Below are 16,844 nucleotides of genomic sequence, written 5' to 3'. Positions count from 1 at the left end.
AGCGGCGTGCTCAGAAGCCGTCCAGCGGCTGCTCCGGTGCATCGGCCAGATAGGCCAGGACGGCGCGGCCCAGGGCTTCGACATCCTCGACGGTGGTGAATTCGTTCACCGCCTCCTGGCGCTGCCCGGGCCGTGTCAGCCCGCCGACCAGGATCTCCTGCACGCCGGCCTGCTGCACGAAGCCGAAGGCCGACCCTTCCAGGCTGCTCGCGCGGCGGAACCCATCGGGCGCGAAGCCGAAGCCCCAGCTCAGCGCGCGTTGCCAGCGGGCGCCGTGCGGCCCCTCCTCCGGCGCCAGGGCAGCGGGCAGGTGGCGCACCATCCGGCATTCCAGGGCACAGCCAGGAACCTCCAGCCCGGCCATGGCCGCGCGCAGCTCCTCCAGCGCGGCCTCCGCGCCTTCCTCAGGCGTGAAGCGGCGCTGCACGACGACGGTGCAGCGCCGCCGCATGCCGCCATCCGGGCTCATGCTCACCGAGGCGACCGAAAGCTGGGCGGAGAGCTGGGTGCCCTCGCCCTCCGGGGCGGCAGGCAGGGTGCTGAGACGCTGCGATACCTGGTGCTGCAGCTCCGCCAGCCGCGCCAGGACTGGCAGGGTGGCCTCGGCATCGGCGGCGCCGTCGATGCGCAGTTCCACCGTCAGCAGTCCCAGCGCCCCGGCCCAGATGCGGGGCGCGGCCATCCCGCCCAGCGACAGGAAATGGCCCCTCACCTCGCCCTGCTCGCAGAGATGGCGCAACACGGCGCCGCTGTCGTCATGGGGGGTGAACAGCAGCACGGGGTCGAAGCGCAGCGGCAGCCCCACCGCATCGGCCGCGCGCAGGGCCGCCCATACGGCGGCGATGGCCCCCTGCCCGCCGCGCGTTCCACAGCCGAAAAGCTGGCTGCCCCGGCGGGTCAGGGCATGGGGAGGGCGCGTCCAGCGGGGATCGGGCGCGGCGACGCTCAGCGGCATGTGGATGGAGCAGACCGGGCGGCCGGTGCGGCGGGCGGCGACAAGGCTGGCCGGGGCGGGCTCCATCTGCGCGGCCTCATCGCCACGCGCCTCGCCCGGCGGGGCGATGCGCCGCAGGTTGAAGCCGAGCGGCGCGAACATCTCCTGGAGGGTCTGCGCCAGGGCGGTGTGGGCCAGCGCCGTGCGGGCGGACGGCGCCTCCCCAACGGAGAGATCCAGCCCGACCAGGCGTGCCAGCCCGTCGATCCAGCCGGTGGCGCCCAGCAAAGGCGCGGCGAGGCTCAGCCGGTCGATGGCGAGATCATCCCCAGAATCGAAAGACGTCTGCTCGTGCCACGGCATCAATCCTGCTTCTCCTCGATCCGCCAAACGTCGGCCAGTCCTCCTTCCAGGACGACGAAGCGCCATTCTTTGTCCGTGAAGCTCCGCCTCTAGCAGATATGGAAGCCGGCAGGAGGGAGGGCATCACCTCCGCACAGCAACTTGAACGGGACCAGACCGCCTCAACGAAACTGTGGGCGGCGGCCCCGATCACCGCCGGAAGGGCGCGGGCCGCGGGCGGTGTGCCCTGCCGGCACCGGCTCCACGCGGATATGCGGGTCGTCCGCATCCGGCCGGCGGGCCGCGGCGGCGAAGCGGCCGGCGGCATAGGCGGCCACCTCGAACTGCGTCTCCCGCCCGAGGATGCGGATGCGGCCGATCTCGTCGCGCGCCACCTGGCCGCGCCGGCACAGGAAGGGCAGCACCCAGCGAGGGTCGGCATTGCCGTCGCGGCCCACATTGATGCGGAACCACACGCCTTCCTGCCCCGGGCCGGTCGGGCGCTCGCGCACCGGGCGGCGCGGCGGGCCAGCCTCCACGGCGGAAAGCTCCTCCGGCGCCGGCAGCGGCGCGCGCAGCACCTTCACCAGCGCGGCGGCGATGGCCTCCGGCGCGGCGCCGCCGTCCAGCAGGGCGCGGGCCACGGCGGTGTCGTCGGCCGAGGGCTCCTCGGCCAGCAGGGCCTGGGCCTGGGCGGCCAGCCGCTCGGCATCGCGCGCATGAATGGCCTCCGCGGCCGGCGGCGGGCCCCATTCGGCCTCGACGCGCGCGGCCATCAGCAGCCGCTCGGCCATCCGGCGGCGGCTCGGCGGCACGATCAGCACCGAGGTGCCCTTGCGCCCCGCCCGGCCGGTGCGGCCGGAGCGGTGCAGCATGGTCTCCGGCTCCTTCGGCAGCTCGGCATGGATGACCAGGCCGAGATCCGGCAGGTCGATGCCGCGCGCCGCCACATCGGTGGCGACGCAGACCTGGGCGCGGCCGTCGCGCAGCCCCTGCAGGGCGCGGCTGCGCTCGGCCTGGGACAGTTCGCCGGAGAGCGCCACGGCGGAGAAGCCGCGCTCGGAGAGGTTGCCGTGCAGCCGCGCCACCGCCGCGCGGGTGGAGCAGAAGACGATGGCGCGCGGGCTGTCGGAGACGCGCAGCAGGTTCACCACCGCCCGCTCCACGTCATAGGGCGCCACCAGCACCGCCTTATAGGCGATGTCGACATGCTGGCCGCCCTCGCCCTTGGCCTCGATGCGCAGGGCGTCGCTCTGGAAGTTCTCGGCCAGGCGCGCGATCTCGCGCGGCACGGTGGCGGAGAACAGCAGGGTGCGGCGGTCCTCCGGCGCGGCGCCGAGGATCTTCTCCAGCTCCTCGCGGAAGCCGAGGTCGAGCATCTCGTCCGCCTCGTCCAGCACCACGGCGCGCAGCGCCTCGGGGCGGAGATTGCCGCGGTCCAGGTGGTCGCACAGCCGGCCCGGCGTGCCGACGACGATGTGCGCGCCCTGCGAGAGGGCGCGGCGCTCCGCCACCGGGTCCATGCCGCCGACGCAGCTGACCACGCGCCCGCCGGCCGCGGCGTAGAGCCAGGAAAGCTCGGTCCGCACCTGCAGCGCCAGCTCGCGCGTCGGCGCCACCACCAGGGCCAGGGGGGCGCCGGCGGGCGGCAGGCGCTCCGCCTCGCCCATCAGCTCCGGCGAGACGGCGAGGCCGAAGGCCACTGTCTTGCCCGAGCCGGTCTGCGCCGAGACGAGCAGGTCGCGCCCCGCCGTCTCCGGCTCCAGCACCGCCGCCTGCACGGCGGTGGGCTCGGCATAGCCGCGCTCGGTGAGGGCGCGCAGAAGCGCTTCGGGCATCACAGGAAAAGGCATGTGTTCGAAAGATCCGCCACGGTCGGGTGGTGCGCACCCGGGTCTGGGGCGCTTCCTCTGCGGGATGTGGGCGCGATGGCGCCGCTCACCCGGCAGGATGCCGCGCCTTCTACAGCCTCTGCGCGAGATTTGCACGCCATGGCTGATCACGAGGACGAGCCATGCGTTCAGCGCATGGTGTTATGAGGCGCTTCCATGCTTGCGGTCGGGCTGTGGTTTCTCCATTCTCCGCATCGGAAGGGGAATATGCCTTCCCGCGGGGATTTGACGGATGCAGCTTGCGCCGCGACACCAAGTGCTAAAGCGCCAGGAAGCCGGGCTGCGGGCCGGGAGGGTGAAGCCCTCCGCCGCCGGTCGCTTCGTGGGTCATCCGACCGTGTTGGAGATGCCCGGAGTGCCCATGACCTGTCGAATGCCCCTCTGCTGAACGCCGGATTGCTGACCGCCGGCTGATCCGCCAGGCACGGTGCCGCCGTGCCGCCGCGCCGCGTGGCGCCCTCCTCCCCCGCTTTCACGTCATCGGAACTGCCATGTCTGTTTCTGCCGCCGCGCCGGCGCCGCCGCCCGCGCAGCCCGGGGCCGTAACCGGAGCCGGCCCCGGCCCCGCCATCGACCTGCACGACCTGCGCCGCCTCTTCACCGGGCGCGGCGCCGCGACGAAGGCGCTGGATGGCGTCTCGCTGCAGGTGGCGCCGGGCGAGATCTTCGGCATCGTCGGCCGCTCGGGCGCCGGCAAATCCACCCTGATCCGCTGCGTGAACCTGCTGGAGCGCCCTGATTCCGGCGCGGTGCGGGTGCTGGGCGAGGACCTGCTCGGGCTGGACGGCACGGCGCTGCGCGAGCGGCGCCGGCGCATCGGCATGGTGTTCCAGCACTTCAACCTGCTCTCCTCCCGCACCGTGGCGGACAATGTCGCCTTCCCGCTGGAGGTGGCCGGCGTGCCGCGCGCCGAGCGCGCCCAGCGCGTGGCGGAGGCGCTGGCCCTGGTGGGGCTGGCCGACAAGGCGGGCGCCTACCCGGCGCAGCTCTCGGGCGGGCAGAAGCAGCGCGTCGGCATCGCCCGCGCGCTCGCCCCGCGCCCGCGCATCCTGCTCTGCGACGAGGCGACCAGCGCGCTCGACCCCGAGACGACGCAGGAGATCCTGGCGCTGATCAAGCGGCTGCGCGACCAGCTCGACCTCACCGTGCTGCTCATCACCCACGAGATGGCGGTGGTGAAGGAGATCTGCGACCGCGTGGCGGTGATGGAGCGCGGCCAGGTGATCGAGGAGGGCCGGGTGTTCGACGTCTTCACCCGGCCGCGCCACCCCACCACGCGCCGCTTCATCGCCGACACCATCGGCCATTTCATCCCGCCCGGCACCGTGGCCCGCCTCCCCGCCCCGCGCGAGGGAGAGGAGCGGCGCCTGCTGCAGGTGCTCTTCGCCGGGCCGAACAGCACGCGCGCCGTCATCAGCGAGGCCTCGCGCCGCTTCGCGCTCGACCTCGACATCATCTCGGGCCGCATCGACGAGATCGCCGGCGAGCCCTTCGGCCTGATGGCCCTGGCCGCCTATGGCAGCCCGGAGCAGATCGACGCCGCCACCGCCTGGTTCACCGAGCTGGGCCTGACCGTGACCCCGGTGGACGCCCCGACCCTCCAGACCAAGGCGGAGGCCGCCTGACATGATCCCCTGGCTCACCCCGATGCTGGAGCAGCTCTTCGTCGAGGCTGCCATCGAGACGCTGACCATGGTCGGCGGCGCCGCCGCCATCGCCATCGTCTTCGGCCTGCCGCTGGCCCTGCTGCTGCACGCCACCGACCGTGGCGGGCTGGCGCAGAACGGGCTGGTGAACCGGCCGCTCGGCCTGCTGATCAACGCCGTCCGCTCCACCCCCTTCATCATCCTGATGGTGGCGATCGTGCCCTTTACCCGGCTGGTGGCTGGCACCTCGATCGGCACGGGCGCGGCCATCGTGCCGCTGGCGCTGGCCTCCACCGCCTTCATCGCCCGCCTGTTCGAGACCGCCTTCCGCGAGGTGGACCGCGGCGTGGTCGAGGCCGCCCGCGCCATGGGCGCCACCCGGCTGCAGATCCTGTGGAAGGTGCTGGTGCCGGAGGCGATGCCCGGCCTGATCGCCGCCGTCACCGTCACGCTGGTGAGCCTCGTCGGCTACTCGGCCATGGCCGGCGCGGTGGGCGGCGGGGGCCTGGGCGATCTCGGCATCCGCTTCGGCTACCAGCGCTTCATGCCGGAGGTGATGGCGAGCGTCGTCATCGTGCTGATCCTGTTCGTGCAGGGGCTGCAATCGCTGGGCGACTGGCTGGTGCGCCGCGTCCGCCGCCGCTGACCGTAGACCCGACACAAGAAAGAAGGAGACCGCCATGTCCCTGAACCGCCGCACGCTGCTCGGCAGCGGCCTCGCCCTGCCCTTCCTGGGCAGCCTTCCGGCCCGCGCGCAGGAGATCGGCACGCAGTCCCGCCCGCTGCGCATCGGCGGCACCGCCGGGCCGCACAGCCAGGTGCTGGAGAAGGTGCAGGAGATCGCCGCGCGCGACGGGCTGGTGCTGCGCATCGTCCCGTTCTCCGACTACATCACGCCGAACGCGGCGCTGGCGGCCAAGGACCTGGACGCCAACAGCTACCAGCACCAGCCCTTCCTCGACCAGACGGTGCGGGACCGCAACCTGCCGCTGGTGGCGGTGGGCAAGACGCTGGTCTTCCCGATGGGCGTCTATTCCCGCAAGCACAAGAAGATCGCCGACATCCCGAATGGCGGCCGCATCGCCATCCCGAACGACCCGACCAATGGCGGCCGCGCCCTGGCCCTGCTGGCGGCGAACGGCGCCTTCAAGCTGACCGAGGGCGCCGATTTCCGCGCCACCGTGGCCGATGTGACGGAGAACCCGAAGCGCCTGCGCATCATCGAGCTGGAGGCCGCGCAGATCCCGCGCACGCTGGACGAGGTGGAGGCCGCGGCCATCAACACCAACTTCGCCATCCCCGCGGGGCTGAACCCGGTGCGCGACGCCGTCGCCATCGAGAGCGCCGACAGCCCCTATGCCAACCTCATCGCCGTGCACCGCGACAACAAGGACGCCCCCTGGGTGAAGCGCCTCGTCGCCGCCTACCAGAACGATGAGATCAAGAAGTTCGTGCAGGAGACCTTCCAGGGCTCCGTCGTTCCCGCCTTCTGAGGAGTGGCCGCCATGCTGAACCGTCGTACCCTGATCCTCGCCGGCGGCGCGCTGCTGCTGCCGGCCATCCTCCGCGTGCCGGCCTTCGCGCAGGGCGCGGGTGAGATCGGCACCGCCGCGCGGCCGCTGCGCGTCGGCGTCACCAGCGGTGTGCACGCCCAGGTGCTCGAAGTGGTGCGCGACGTGCTGGCGAAGCAGGGCTTCGTGCTGAAGATCACCGAGTTCTCGGACTTCATCCAGCCCAACGCGGCGTTGGCGGCGGGCGAGATCGACGTCAACACCTACCAGCACCAGCCCTTCCTCGACGCGCAGAAGGCGCAGCGCGGCTACGACTTCGTGCCCGTGGGCAAGACCATGCTGACGGTGATGGGCGTGTTCAGCAAGAAGCACAAGGCGCTGGCGGACCTGCCGAACGGCGCCCGCGTCGCCATCCCGAACGACCCGACCAATGGCGGCCGCGCCCTGCTGCTGCTGGCCAAGGCCGGTGTCATCGAACTGAAGTCCGGTGCCGACTACCGCGCCACGGTGGCCGACATCACCGGCAACCCGAAGCGCGTGCGCATCGTCGAGCTGGAGGCCGCCTCCATCGCCCGCAGCCTCGATGACGTGGACGCCGCCGCCATCACCGGCAACTACGCCGTGCCCGCCGGGCTGAACCCGCTGAAGGAAGGCCTGGCCATCGAGGGCACCGACAGCGCCTATACGGTGCTGGTCGTCACCCGCCGCGGCGACGAGGGCAAGCCCTGGGCGCAGACCCTGGCGCGCGCCTATGCCGACCCGGCGGTGAAGGACTTCGTCGAGAAGACCTTCGGCGGGGCGGTCATCGTCGGGGCCTGAAGCCAGGCTTTTGTCGGTTTGGCGCAACGCCAAACCGACAAAGTCTTTTTGCTTCTTTTTCTTCAGAAAAAGAAGGTTCTATTTCTCCAGTCTCACCACCACGCTCTCGCCGCAGCCTGGCGCGCGGAACCGCGCCTCCGGCAGCCCGGCCTCGGCCAGCGCCGCCCGCAGCCCCTCCACCGGTTCGTCGATGCCTTCCTGCGTCAGCTTGAAGGTGCCGAAATGCATCGCCAGCGCCTCGCGCGCCCGCAGCACCGCGAAGGCGCGCACCGCCTCCTCCGGGTTCACGTGCACCACCTGCATGAACCAGCGCGGCGCATAGGCACCGATCGGCAGCAGGGCGAGGTCGATGCCGCCATGGCGCTGGCCGATCTCCTCGAAATGCGCGCCCCAGGCGGAGTCACCGGCGAAGTAGATCCGCCCGCCCGAGGCCGGCTCGATCATGAAGCCGCCCCAGAGGGTGTGCGCCCGGTCGTGCAGGCCACGCGCGGCGAAGTGGCGGGCCGGCAGGAAGCGCGCCGCGCCACCGCCGGGCAGCGGTGCCTCCTGCCACCAGTCCAGCTCCGCCACATCGCGCATCCCATGCCTCGCCAGGAGCTTCGCATTGCCGAGGCCGGTGAGGATGCGCGGCGCGAAGCGGGCGTGCAGGCGCCTCAGCGTCGGGATGTCGCAATGGTCGTAGTGGTTGTGGCTGAGCAGCACGATGTCGATAGGCGGCAGCGCCTCGAAGGCTAGGCCCGGCGGCCGCACCCGCTTCGGCCCCATGAAGGAGAAGGGACTGCACCGCTCGCTCCAGATCGGGTCGGTCAGCATCACCGGCCCGCCATGCGGCTGGATCAGGAAGCTGGCATGGCCGAGGAAGGTGACGGTGGCATGGCCCGGCGGCGGCGCGGGCGGGGCCGGGAAGACGGGGTTCTCCACCCGCTCCGGCCAGGGCGTGCCGCCGCGCTCGCGCATCAGCCGCCACAGCGCGCCGAAGCTCTGGCCGGGGCGCGAGCCATCGGGGTTGAGGAACACCTTCCCCTCGCGACGCGCGCCCTTCGGTGGCGGCAGGCCTTCCGTCACTCCGGCAGCGCCACGCCGAGCCGCCCGGCGAGGTCGAGGATGAACTGCCACGCCACGCGCCCCGAGCGCCCACCGCGCGTGACGGACCACTCCACGGCCGCGCGGTGCAGCTCCTCCTGGCTGACCGGCAGCTTCAGCGCGGCGGCATAGCCCTCCACCATGGCGAAGAAGGTGTTCTGGTCGGCGTTGTGGAAGCCGATCCACAGCCCGAAGCGGTCGCTGAGGGAGACCTTCTCCTCCACCGCTTCGCCAGGGTTGATGGCGCTGCTGCGCTCGTTCTCGATCATGTCGCGCGGCATCAGGTGGCGGCGGTTGCTGGTGGCGTAGAACAGCACGTTGGACGGCCGTCCCTCGATGCCGCCATCCAGCACCGATTTCAGCGCCTTGTAGTCCTGGTCCTCGCGCTCGAAGGAGAGGTCGTCGCAGAACACCAGGCAGCGGCGCGTGCCGCCGCGCAGGATGTTCAGCAGCTCCGGCAGGGTGCGGATGTCCTCGCGCTGGATCTCGATCAGCGCCAGGCTGCCGGGCGTCTCGGCATTGGCGGCGGCGTGGGCGGCCTTCACCAGCGAGGACTTGCCCATGCCGCGCGCGCCCCAGAGCATGGCGTTGTTGGCCGGCAGCCCGGCGGCGAAGCGGCGGGTGTTCTCCAGCAGCAGGCCCTTCTGCCGGTCCACCCCCTGCAGCAGGCCGATCTCCACCGCCGCCACGCGCGGCACCGGCGCCAGCATGGCCGGGCTGCCGCCGTGGGTGGCGGGGTGCCACACGAAGGCGTCGGCCGCGCCGAGATCGGGCCGGGCCGGCGGCGGCGGCGCCAGGCGCTCCAGCGCCGCGGCGATGCGGGCCAGGGTGGGCATCAGAGGGTGGTCGGCGGTGTCGGACAAGCGGGACGCTCCTGGGGCCCTGGCGGGGCGTTCATCGCCCTCGCGGGCGGCAAGGTGTTGACGGCAGGGGCCGGGAGGCTAGTTTCGCCGGCCACACCCGGCAAGACGGAAGCAGCCCCCATGTTCATCTCCCCCGCCTATGCCCAGGACGCAGCCGCCGCCGGCGGTGCCGCCGGCATCGTCATGCAGCTCCTGCCGCTGATGCTCATCTTCGTGGTCTTCTACTTCCTGCTGATCCGCCCGCAGCAGAAGCGCGCCAAGGAGCACCGCGCGATGCTCACCCAGCTGAAGCGCAACGACCGCGTCATCACCGCCGGCGGCATCCTGGGCACCGTGACGAAGGTCAAGGAAGGCTCGGAGGAGGTCGAGATCGAGATCGCGCCGAATGTGCGCATCAACGTGGTGCGCAGCACCATCAGCACGCTGGTGAAGCCGGTGGCCGCCAACGACGTCAAGCCGGCCGCCTGACACCGCGACGCCCACCGTCCAGAGAAAAACCCGGGAAGCACCGCTTCCCGGGTTTTTTTGTCGGACTGCCGTGTCATGGGCGAGACGTCGGGCGCCTTGCTGGAGCGGAGCGGTCCGATCCCGCGTCGGAAGCGGGAACCGCGACCCTGGGCCCTTGCGGTCCGCTTCCGTGCCGCGCCCCCCGTCTCGGCCCTGACCGGCAGCTTGCAGAAAAATCAGGCCGTCTGGCCGGACTTCAGGCCGCCGTTGAGCATCAGCTCCTCGACCTTCTCCCAGTTCACCAGCTTGTTCAGGAAGTTGTCGAGGTAGTTCGGGCGGACGTTGCGGAAGTCGAGGTAGTAGGCGTGCTCCCACACGTCGGCGCCGAGGATCGGCGTGCCTTCGCCGGTGGAGACCGGGTTGGCGCCGTTCGGCGTCTTGGTCACCTTCAGCTTGCCGGACTGGTCCATCACCAGCCAGGCCCAGCCGGAGCCGAACTGCGTCACACCGGCCTGCTTGAAGGCCTCCTTGAACTGCGCGAGGCCGCCGAAATCCTCGTCGATCTTCGCGCCGATCTTGCCGGGCAGGCTGTCGCCGCCGCCATTCGGCTTCATCACCTGCCAGAACAGGATGTGATTCCAGTGCTGGCCGGCCTGGTTCAGCACGGGCAGGCCGTCGGCGCCGGCCTTGCCGGCCTCGGCGACGATCTGCTCCAGCGACTTGCCGGACAGGCCCTTACTCTCCACCAGGCCGTTCAGCGCGGTGACATAGGCGTTGTGGTGCTTGCCATGGTGCAGCTCCAGCGTCTCCTGGCACATGCCGGAGGCGGCAAGGGCGGAGGCGTCGTAAGGCAGCGGCGGAAGGCTGAAAGCCATGAGCTGTTCTCCCGATGAATGATTGGACTCGGACGGGCAAGCATCGACCGGCGCCGGAGTTGCGGCGCCGCGCGCTGAAACAGCTAGGCGTGCCCCGATGTGGCGTCAAGCAAGGCCCCTGACGCTTGCACGGCACGGAATGGTGTTCATAACCCTGCCGATGGCCGATCCCGCTCCCCTCTCCCCGATCGCCGCGCTGGCGCGGCGCCACGACCCCGACCGCTTCCTCTGCACGCTGTTCGCCCCGCCAGAGACGCGCGACACGCTGGGCCTGCTGATCGCCTTCAACCATGAGTTGGCGCGGGCGCGGGAGGTGGCGAGCAACGCCATGACCACGCTGATCCGCCTGCAATGGTGGCGCGAGGCGGTGGAGGAGGCGCAGGCCGGGGCGCCGCCCCGCCGGCACGAGGTGGCGGCGCCGCTGGCCGAGGCGATCCGCGCCGGCACGCTGGCGCCGGAGGACCTGCTTGGCATGGTGGATGCCCGGGAGGCGGAGGCGGAGGAGGAGATCCCGAGCCGGGCCGCGCTGCTGGCGCTGCTGCGCGGCTCATCGGGCGGGCTGGCCGTGGCCATGGGGCGGGTGCTGGGGGCGCCGGCTGCCTGTCTGCCCGGGCTGCAGGCGGTGGGCGCCGCCTATGGGCTGGCCGGGGTGCTGCGCAACACGCCCGCCCTGTCCATGCAGGGCCGCTGCCTGCTGCCCGCCGACCTGCTGGCCGAGCACGGCCTGACCCCGGCCGACGTGGCGCGCGACCCGCGCCAGCAGGGCACCGACGCATCCGCCCGCATCCTGGCCGGGGAAGGCCAGGCGCTGCTGCGCGAGGGACGCATGAAGCTCGCCGCGCTGCCGCGCGGCGCGGTGGCGGCGGCGCTGCCCGGGCGGCTGGCGGCGCGGGACCTGGCGCGCGTCACCGCCGCCGGCTGGAGCGCGGCGCAGCCGCCGCCGCCGCGCGGGCTGGGCGACAGGCTCGCCGTGATTTGGGCTGGCTGGCGCGGGCGGGCCTAGCCTGCCTCGCGCCCCCGCACCACGGTGCGGATGGCGAAGGCCGACTGGATGCGCGCCACCCCCGGCATGCGGGAGAGCTGCTCCTTGTGGATGCGCTCGTAATCGGCCGCGTCGCGCGCCTCGACGCGGAGCTGGTAGTCGGCCGAGCCGGTCATCAGGTAGCACTCGCACACTTCGGGGCATTGCCGCACGGCGGCCTCGAAGCGGTTGAAGCCGTCCTCCGTCTGCCGCTCCAGCGTGATCTGCACGATCACCACCGTGCGCCCCTGCGGCGCCGGCTCCTCGATGAGGGCGGTATAGCCGCGGATGGTCCCCCCCGCCTCCAGCATCCGCACCCGCCGCAGGCAGGCGGAGGGCGAGAGGCCGATGGCGGCGGCCAGCGCCGCGTTGCTCATCCGCCCGTCCGCGCGCAGCAGGCGCAGGATCTTGCGGTCCAGCGAGTCGAGGACGGTCTCCGGCATATTCTTTCAGGGATTCGCAGGAAATTCGAATGGTTCGGCGCGAATTCGCATGATGTTGCGCGGATCGCAAGCACCTGCCGCCGGTTCGCGCCTACGATACGCTTTCGTCACCAGCCCGTGAGGCTGGGGCGCGGCGGAGCGGAAGCACAATGAAGGTCCTCATTCTCGGTGCCGGCGTGGTCGGCGTCACCTCGGCCTACTACCTCGCCCGGGCAGGGCATGAGGTGGAGGTGGTGGATCGCCAGCAGGGCGCCGGGCTGGAGACCAGCTTCGCCAATGCCGGGCAGGTCTCCTTCGGCTATTCCGCGCCCTGGGCCGGGCCGGGCGTGCCGCTGAAGGCCGTGAAGTGGATGACGCAGAAGCACAGCCCGCTGGTGGTGCGCCCGCGGATGGACCCGGCGCAATGGTCCTGGCTGTGGCAGATGCTGCGCAACTGCACCGAGAAGGCCTACCAGATCAACAAGTCCCGCATGGTGCGGGTGGCCGACTACAGCCGCATGGCGCTGGCCGATCTGCGCACCGAGACGGGCATCGAATACGACCACCGCGAGCGCGGCACGCTGCAATTGTTCCGCACGCAGCAGCAGCTCGACCATGTGGGCGACGATCTGCGCGTGCTGCGGCAGTACGACGTACCCTTCGAGGTGCTGGACGCGGCTGGCTGCGTGGCGGCCGAGCCGGCGCTGGCGCGGGTGCAGCACAAATTCGTGGGCGGGCTGCGCCTGCCGCAGGACGAGACGGGCGACGCGCATCTCTTCACCCAGCGCCTTGCCGCGCTCTGCGCCGAGATGGGGGTCACCTTCCGCTATGGCGTGGGCATCGAGCGGCTGATGCTGGAGGGCGGCGACATCGGCGGCGTGGTGACGGATGCCGGCGTGCTGACGGCGGACCGCTACCTGCTGGCCCTGGGCAGCTACTCCCCCACCCTGCTGGCGCCGCTGGGGCTGAAGCTGCCGGTCTATCCGGTGAAGGGCTATTCGCTGACCCTGCCGGTGACGGACGCCACCGCTGCCCCCGTCTCCACGGTGATGGACGAGACCTACAAGATCGCCATCACGCGGCTCGGCGACCGCATCCGCGTCGGCGGCACGGCGGAGATCGCCGGCTACGACATGCGGCTGCACGATGAGCGGCGCGAGACGCTGCTGCATTCCGTGATGGATCTCTACCCGCAGGGCGGCGACCCGGCGCGTGCCCTGTTCTGGTGCGGCATGCGCCCGATGACGCCGGACGGCACGCCCGTGATCGGCCCCACGAAGTTCCCGAAGCTCTTCCTGAACACCGGCCATGGCACGCTGGGCTGGACGATGTCCTGCGGCAGCGCGCGTCTGGCGGCCGATCTGGTGACCGGCCAGCGCCCCAACATCGAGCACGAGGACCTGGCCCTCAGCCGCTACGCCGCCTGAGACTCGCAGAAAAAAAAGGGCCAGGGGAATTCCTTCCCCTGGCCCTTTCTACTGCTCGAAGATCCGGTGTTCCACTTTGTCGCCCGGCCGCAGGTTGAGCCGTTCGGCGGTGCCGGCGGCCAGTTCCAGCGTGGCGCGCACCAGCCCGCGGCTGTCGATGGTGGCGAGGCTGAGCGGCACGGTGCGCTCGGCGATGCGGTGGATGCGCCCATCCTCGCGGATGAACACCATGTCGAGCGAGGTGATGGTGTTCTGCATCCACATGCTGCTCTCGCGCGGCACGCCCCAGTCGAACAGCATCCCCTCATCCGGCTTCACCGACGGGCGGAACATCAGCCCGACGCGCTGCTGCTCCGGCGAGACGGCCATCTCGACGCGGAACTCATGGCGCTTGCCGTCGCGGGTGATGATGGCGAGCGGCTCCATGGGCAGGCGGGGCTGCGGCCCGGTCTGGGCCAGGGCCGGGCGGGTGAAGGCGGGGCGGGTGAAGGCGGCGAGCCCGAGCAGGGCCAGCAGGGATCGGCGGCGCATGGCGCTCCTTATGCCACACCGGCCAAGGGTTCCGGCAGCCCCTCCAGCGTGGCGGCGGCGAGGTGGCGGATCTCGCCGCGCACCGGCCCCGGGCGGGGCGCGTCCTGCAGGGTGGTGAACCAGCCCTCGGGCGGGTTGCGCCCGGCGGCGCGGTGGAAGCTGAGCGCCCGCAGCACCGCCTCGGCCTCGGGCGGCAGGCGGGCGGGTGGGTCGCGCCCATCCAGCACCCCCCACACCCCCGCCCAGCAGCGCGCGACGGACCACGGGTTGTAGCCCCCGCCCCCCAGCACGATGAGGCGCGGCGCCTGCCCCATCACCGCCCGCACCGCCTGCCAATGGGCGTTGTTGGAGAGGCTGAGCTTGGCCAGCGGGTCCTCCTCTAACGCGTCGGCGCCACATTGCAGCATGATGGCCTGCGGGCGGAGGTGGCGGATCACCGGCATCACCGCATGGTGCAGCAGGTAGGCGAATTCGGTGTCGTTCAGCCCCTGCGGCACGGGGATGTTGCGGGCGTGCCCTCCGGCGCGGTCCTCCAGCAGGCCCGTGTACGGCCAGCGCCCCGCCTCGTGGATGGAGAGGGTGAAGACGCGCGGATCATCATGGAAGGCGTCCTGCACCCCGTCGCCGTGATGCGCGTCGATGTCGAGGTAGAGGATGTTGGTCAGGCCGAGGTCGAGCCAGGCGAGCAGGCCGAGCACCGCGTCGTTCAGGTAGCAGAAGCCGCTGGCGCGGTCCGGCCGGCCGTGGTGGGTACCGCCTCCCGGCACATGCACGGTGCCGCCCTGCGCGGTGAGGCGCGCGGCCAGCATGACACCGCCGGCGCCGGTCGCGGGGCGGCGGAACACCTCGCGATAGACCGGGTTGCCGCGCGCGCCGATGTGGTGGCGCTCGCGCGCTTCGGGCGGCACGTCCTGCGCCGCCTCGGCCGCCACCAGCGCCGCGATGTAGTCCGGGTGGTGGAAGCGGGCGAGCTGCTCCGGCGTGGCGCGCGGGCTGTCGATATAGCGGGCCGGGTCCAGCCAGCCCAGCGCGCCGATCAGGTCCAGCGCCGTGGAGACGCGGGGGATGGCGAGCGGGTGCTTCGGCCCGTAGGTCGATTTGCGGTAGATCTCGGACCCGATTAGGAAGGATCCCCCTGCTGTTGCTCTGTCATCAGACATTACTCAGGGGTCCATGACGTTCAAGCACGACGACCTTCACAGTAGAGATGGCGCCTAATGACGCCCAGAATACCTAGCACTTAAACCCAACGAACGCCTTCAAGATTTCCCCTTGCCGCCTCGCAATCACAAAGTGTAAATTCGCGATAAATTAATGCAAGCAGGTAACACATGAAGCTCGTTGGCATCCATGACTATACCATGACGGCCCCCATGTTCATTGATCCGAATACTTCTCTTTCATGGCTTAGGGCCTTCGAACGGCTGAGTGCAAAACATGAAACTCATGCTTTCCTACGTGAAAAGAATTATGATCGATCAATAACCGGCGCCATTAACGGTATATACTATCATTTTCATACGCCTAATCTGAATAACCAGTGGCGAAAGATTGCGGATCAGAAGCCCGATCTTGTCTTCTTTAATCTTTGCGACTTCAATGGTGGATTTGACGGTGTTGCAAAGCTCCGGAACGCCCTTCCTGAAGCCGTCTTTTTGATTCGCTTTCATCATGAACCTCAGCACCTATTCAGGAAGAGTAGATTCCTCGAGATTCTTTATGCGATGGACGCTGCAATTGTCCCGATGGACTTCCATAAAGAGGACTTGAAAAGTGCGAGATATTTTGGCGACGTATACGCTGCGCCATTTGGGGTTGACTGGAAGGACTTCGCAACCAAAGCTCGGCCTTTCGGGGAACGTTATTGGGACGTGGTGTCTGCGGTTGGCCCCGCCCCCCAGAAGAACACCGCAATGCTCAAGGAGGTTTTCTCAATCCTTGAAGGTCGTGGTTACAAAACCAAGAATTTCGGTGGACTTTCCAAAGACCTGTTATCCTCGAATCTAGAGGCTGTTATGGACCTGCCGTTAGTGGCCTGATATTGCTGGCCTTCCGCGATGGACCTGCGTACGGAAGACCAAGTAAAATCAGCAGGTTATGAGAGGTCCATAACAGCCTCTAGAGGCTGTTATGGATCTGCCATTGGTGGCCTGATTTTGCTAATCTTCCGGGATGGACCTGCGTGCGGAAGGCCGAGGGAGTCCAGCAGGTTATGAGAGATCCATAACAGCCTCTAGGTTCCTCCAAAATATTCTTTCAGCCCTCAATGTCCGATGCGAGTGGCTCACGAGTTCTGCTGGAGGCGGTTGCTGCCGGCTGTTACCCGGTGTGCGTCGAGGAGTCCGTGACAACGAACAAGGTCGTGGGACTACTGGAAGGAACATCGATCCGAACAGGTATCCAGTTCGACTCTGCCAAGGGCATCATTCAAAACCCGGAAGGCATCGCGCACCTAATTGCGGATGAAATCGAAAGTCTTATCAAGAAGTTCGATGAGAGCTACGTGCATCGCGTCGACGAAAAGTTTGGGATCATTTTCTCTCAGGATGAAGAGGTGCAGAACCTCGTCAACATATTGATGTCAGGTCCCAAGAACGCTTCCAGTTACAGCGCATTGCCTACCAGAACCTACAACCTAATACTCCACAAGCTGGGAGTCGATTTTGGTGGAAATGATCTTCAGCAGTTAGAGAAGAAAGTTGTTTCGATCTGTAAGGACCCACAATACCGCTCCCGCACTCCTGAAATTGCCAGCATCATTTGCGGCTCCGTCGGGTTCGCAGGCGCCAACTGGGGTCTGCAGGAGCAGCTCTTTGGCGAGAAATTTGACTTGTCGCGCTCCATTGCCTGGATGAAAACACAAGCAAAGTAAAATTCTGTCGGATATGCATGACGGCGAGGCTAAGTGCCCGTTTGAGAATGGTCATGGGTGGGCGATGCGCCTGATGAGGAGCGCGCCCATGCCGACGTGGATCATGGCTTCGGAGACGTCGGAGCGGCGCTCGTAGTCACGGACCAGGCGACGCCAGCG

At 69.4% G+C, this 16,844-nt stretch carries 17 protein-coding genes and 1 pseudogene; 9 read left to right on the top strand and 9 right to left on the bottom strand.

Features of this window, described 5'->3' with window-relative positions; translation table 11 throughout:
• Positions 1-10: 10 nt before the first annotated feature.
• Complete coding sequence (locus CR165_RS13990; protein ID WP_181378163.1) at positions 11-1,297, bottom strand: M20/M25/M40 family metallo-hydrolase; 1,287 nt, start codon at positions 1,295-1,297, stop codon at positions 11-13.
• Positions 1,298-1,458: 161 nt separating this feature from the next.
• Positions 1,459-3,129: a DEAD/DEAH box helicase gene (locus tag CR165_RS13985; protein ID WP_109517623.1), complete on the bottom strand. Its 1,671-nt coding sequence runs from the start codon at positions 3,127-3,129 to the stop codon at positions 1,459-1,461.
• A gap of 530 nt (positions 3,130-3,659) precedes the next feature.
• Here CR165_RS13985 and CR165_RS13980 point away from each other — a divergent pair.
• From CR165_RS13980 to CR165_RS13965, 4 genes are read left to right on the top strand one after another with little or no spacing between them, the layout of a single operon-like run.
• A complete protein-coding gene (locus CR165_RS13980; protein ID WP_109517622.1) occupies positions 3,660-4,793 on the top strand; it encodes a methionine ABC transporter ATP-binding protein in 1,134 nt (377 codons plus the stop codon).
• 1 nt (position 4,794) lies between these two features.
• Complete coding sequence (locus CR165_RS13975; protein WP_109517621.1) at positions 4,795-5,460, top strand: methionine ABC transporter permease; 666 nt, start codon at positions 4,795-4,797, stop codon at positions 5,458-5,460.
• A gap of 34 nt (positions 5,461-5,494) precedes the next feature.
• Positions 5,495-6,307, top strand: coding sequence for a MetQ/NlpA family ABC transporter substrate-binding protein (locus CR165_RS13970; RefSeq protein ID WP_109517620.1), 813 nt, complete (start codon positions 5,495-5,497; stop codon positions 6,305-6,307).
• Between the two features lie 12 nt (positions 6,308-6,319).
• Complete coding sequence (locus CR165_RS13965; RefSeq protein WP_109517619.1) at positions 6,320-7,144, top strand: MetQ/NlpA family ABC transporter substrate-binding protein; 825 nt, start codon at positions 6,320-6,322, stop codon at positions 7,142-7,144.
• A gap of 78 nt (positions 7,145-7,222) precedes the next feature.
• Here CR165_RS13965 and CR165_RS13960 read toward each other — a convergent pair whose 3' ends face one another.
• Positions 7,223-8,209 (bottom strand): MBL fold metallo-hydrolase, encoded by a 987-nt coding sequence (locus tag CR165_RS13960; RefSeq protein WP_245906419.1) that lies wholly within the window; start codon positions 8,207-8,209, stop codon positions 7,223-7,225.
• Positions 8,206-9,063, bottom strand: coding sequence for an ATP-binding protein (locus CR165_RS13955; RefSeq protein WP_109517745.1), 858 nt, complete (start codon positions 9,061-9,063; stop codon positions 8,206-8,208). Before CR165_RS13955 ends, CR165_RS13960 begins: the two co-directional genes overlap by 4 nt.
• Positions 9,064-9,210: 147 nt before the next feature.
• Here CR165_RS13955 and yajC point away from each other — a divergent pair, with 147 nt between their 5' ends.
• Positions 9,211-9,558 carry a preprotein translocase subunit YajC gene (gene yajC, locus CR165_RS13950; RefSeq protein ID WP_109517618.1) on the top strand — a complete coding sequence of 116 codons (348 nt, stop codon included), beginning with the start codon at positions 9,211-9,213 and terminating at the stop codon, positions 9,556-9,558.
• 215 nt (positions 9,559-9,773) lie between these two features.
• On the opposite strand, the gene CR165_RS13945 is transcribed toward yajC, so the two are convergent.
• Complete coding sequence (locus CR165_RS13945) at positions 9,774-10,412, bottom strand: superoxide dismutase (protein WP_109517617.1); 639 nt, start codon at positions 10,410-10,412, stop codon at positions 9,774-9,776.
• 139 nt (positions 10,413-10,551) lie between these two features.
• Between CR165_RS13945 and CR165_RS13940 the strand changes: the two genes are divergently transcribed.
• Complete coding sequence (locus CR165_RS13940) at positions 10,552-11,415, top strand: phytoene/squalene synthase family protein (RefSeq protein WP_245906417.1); 864 nt, start codon at positions 10,552-10,554, stop codon at positions 11,413-11,415.
• On the opposite strand, the gene CR165_RS13935 is transcribed toward CR165_RS13940, so the two are convergent.
• Positions 11,412-11,876: an Lrp/AsnC family transcriptional regulator gene (locus CR165_RS13935; protein ID WP_109517615.1), complete on the bottom strand. Its 465-nt coding sequence runs from the start codon at positions 11,874-11,876 to the stop codon at positions 11,412-11,414. The genes CR165_RS13940 and CR165_RS13935 overlap by 4 nt on opposite strands.
• A 149-nt stretch (positions 11,877-12,025) precedes the next feature.
• Here CR165_RS13935 and CR165_RS13930 point away from each other — a divergent pair, with 149 nt between their 5' ends.
• A complete protein-coding gene (locus tag CR165_RS13930) occupies positions 12,026-13,282 on the top strand; it encodes a D-amino acid dehydrogenase (RefSeq protein ID WP_109517614.1) in 1,257 nt (418 codons plus the stop codon).
• Between the two features lie 48 nt (positions 13,283-13,330).
• On the opposite strand, the gene CR165_RS13925 is transcribed toward CR165_RS13930, so the two are convergent.
• Both CR165_RS13925 and CR165_RS13920 read right to left on the bottom strand, forming a co-directional pair.
• Positions 13,331-13,813 (bottom strand): DUF192 domain-containing protein, encoded by a 483-nt coding sequence (locus CR165_RS13925; RefSeq protein ID WP_109517613.1) that lies wholly within the window; start codon positions 13,811-13,813, stop codon positions 13,331-13,333.
• 8 nt (positions 13,814-13,821) lie between these two features.
• Positions 13,822-14,973 (bottom strand): acetoin utilization protein AcuC, encoded by a 1,152-nt coding sequence (locus CR165_RS13920; RefSeq protein WP_109517612.1) that lies wholly within the window; start codon positions 14,971-14,973, stop codon positions 13,822-13,824.
• Between the two features lie 171 nt (positions 14,974-15,144).
• On the opposite strand from CR165_RS13920, the gene CR165_RS24540 reads away from it, so the two are divergent.
• Positions 15,145-15,852: a glycosyltransferase gene (locus tag CR165_RS24540; protein ID WP_146201907.1), complete on the top strand. Its 708-nt coding sequence runs from the start codon at positions 15,145-15,147 to the stop codon at positions 15,850-15,852.
• A gap of 305 nt (positions 15,853-16,157) precedes the next feature.
• Positions 16,158-16,685: a hypothetical protein gene (locus CR165_RS24535; RefSeq protein WP_146201906.1), complete on the top strand. Its 528-nt coding sequence runs from the start codon at positions 16,158-16,160 to the stop codon at positions 16,683-16,685.
• A gap of 51 nt (positions 16,686-16,736) precedes the next feature.
• Here the strand turns inward: CR165_RS24535 and CR165_RS13915 are convergent.
• Positions 16,737-16,844: pseudogene (locus CR165_RS13915) on the bottom strand (IS5-like element ISRso1 family transposase); the annotation flags it as partial.

Source organism: Teichococcus aestuarii, assembly GCF_003116135.1.
Taxonomy (GTDB): domain Bacteria; phylum Pseudomonadota; class Alphaproteobacteria; order Acetobacterales; family Acetobacteraceae; genus Pseudoroseomonas; species Pseudoroseomonas aestuarii.
Note: the sequence above shows the minus strand (reverse complement) of the source record. Positions and strands in the feature narration are given on the sequence as shown.

Bases quoted from the DNA above. Each gene is read 5' to 3' on its own strand.
- CR165_RS13990 (WP_181378163.1), bottom strand. From the start codon at position 1,297: ATGCCGTGGCACGAGCAGACGTCTTTCGATTCTGGGGATGATCTCGCC.
- CR165_RS13985 (WP_109517623.1), bottom strand. From the start codon at position 3,129: ATGCCTTTTCCTGTGATGCCCGAAGCGCTTCTGCGCGCCCTCACCGAG.
- CR165_RS13980 (WP_109517622.1), top strand. From the start codon at position 3,660: ATGTCTGTTTCTGCCGCCGCGCCGGCGCCGCCGCCCGCGCAGCCCGGG.
- CR165_RS13975 (WP_109517621.1), top strand. From the start codon at position 4,795: ATGATCCCCTGGCTCACCCCGATGCTGGAGCAGCTCTTCGTCGAGGCT.
- CR165_RS13970 (WP_109517620.1), top strand. From the start codon at position 5,495: ATGTCCCTGAACCGCCGCACGCTGCTCGGCAGCGGCCTCGCCCTGCCC.
- CR165_RS13965 (WP_109517619.1), top strand. From the start codon at position 6,320: ATGCTGAACCGTCGTACCCTGATCCTCGCCGGCGGCGCGCTGCTGCTG.
- CR165_RS13955 (WP_109517745.1), bottom strand. From the start codon at position 9,063: ATGCCCACCCTGGCCCGCATCGCCGCGGCGCTGGAGCGCCTGGCGCCG.
- yajC (WP_109517618.1), top strand. From the start codon at position 9,211: ATGTTCATCTCCCCCGCCTATGCCCAGGACGCAGCCGCCGCCGGCGGT.
- CR165_RS13945 (WP_109517617.1), bottom strand. From the start codon at position 10,412: ATGGCTTTCAGCCTTCCGCCGCTGCCTTACGACGCCTCCGCCCTTGCC.
- CR165_RS13940 (WP_245906417.1), top strand. From the start codon at position 10,552: ATGGTGTTCATAACCCTGCCGATGGCCGATCCCGCTCCCCTCTCCCCG.
- CR165_RS13935 (WP_109517615.1), bottom strand. From the start codon at position 11,876: ATGCCGGAGACCGTCCTCGACTCGCTGGACCGCAAGATCCTGCGCCTG.
- CR165_RS13930 (WP_109517614.1), top strand. From the start codon at position 12,026: ATGAAGGTCCTCATTCTCGGTGCCGGCGTGGTCGGCGTCACCTCGGCC.
- CR165_RS13925 (WP_109517613.1), bottom strand. From the start codon at position 13,813: ATGCGCCGCCGATCCCTGCTGGCCCTGCTCGGGCTCGCCGCCTTCACC.
- CR165_RS13920 (WP_109517612.1), bottom strand. From the start codon at position 14,973: ATGTCTGATGACAGAGCAACAGCAGGGGGATCCTTCCTAATCGGGTCC.
- CR165_RS24540 (WP_146201907.1), top strand. From the start codon at position 15,145: ATGAAGCTCGTTGGCATCCATGACTATACCATGACGGCCCCCATGTTC.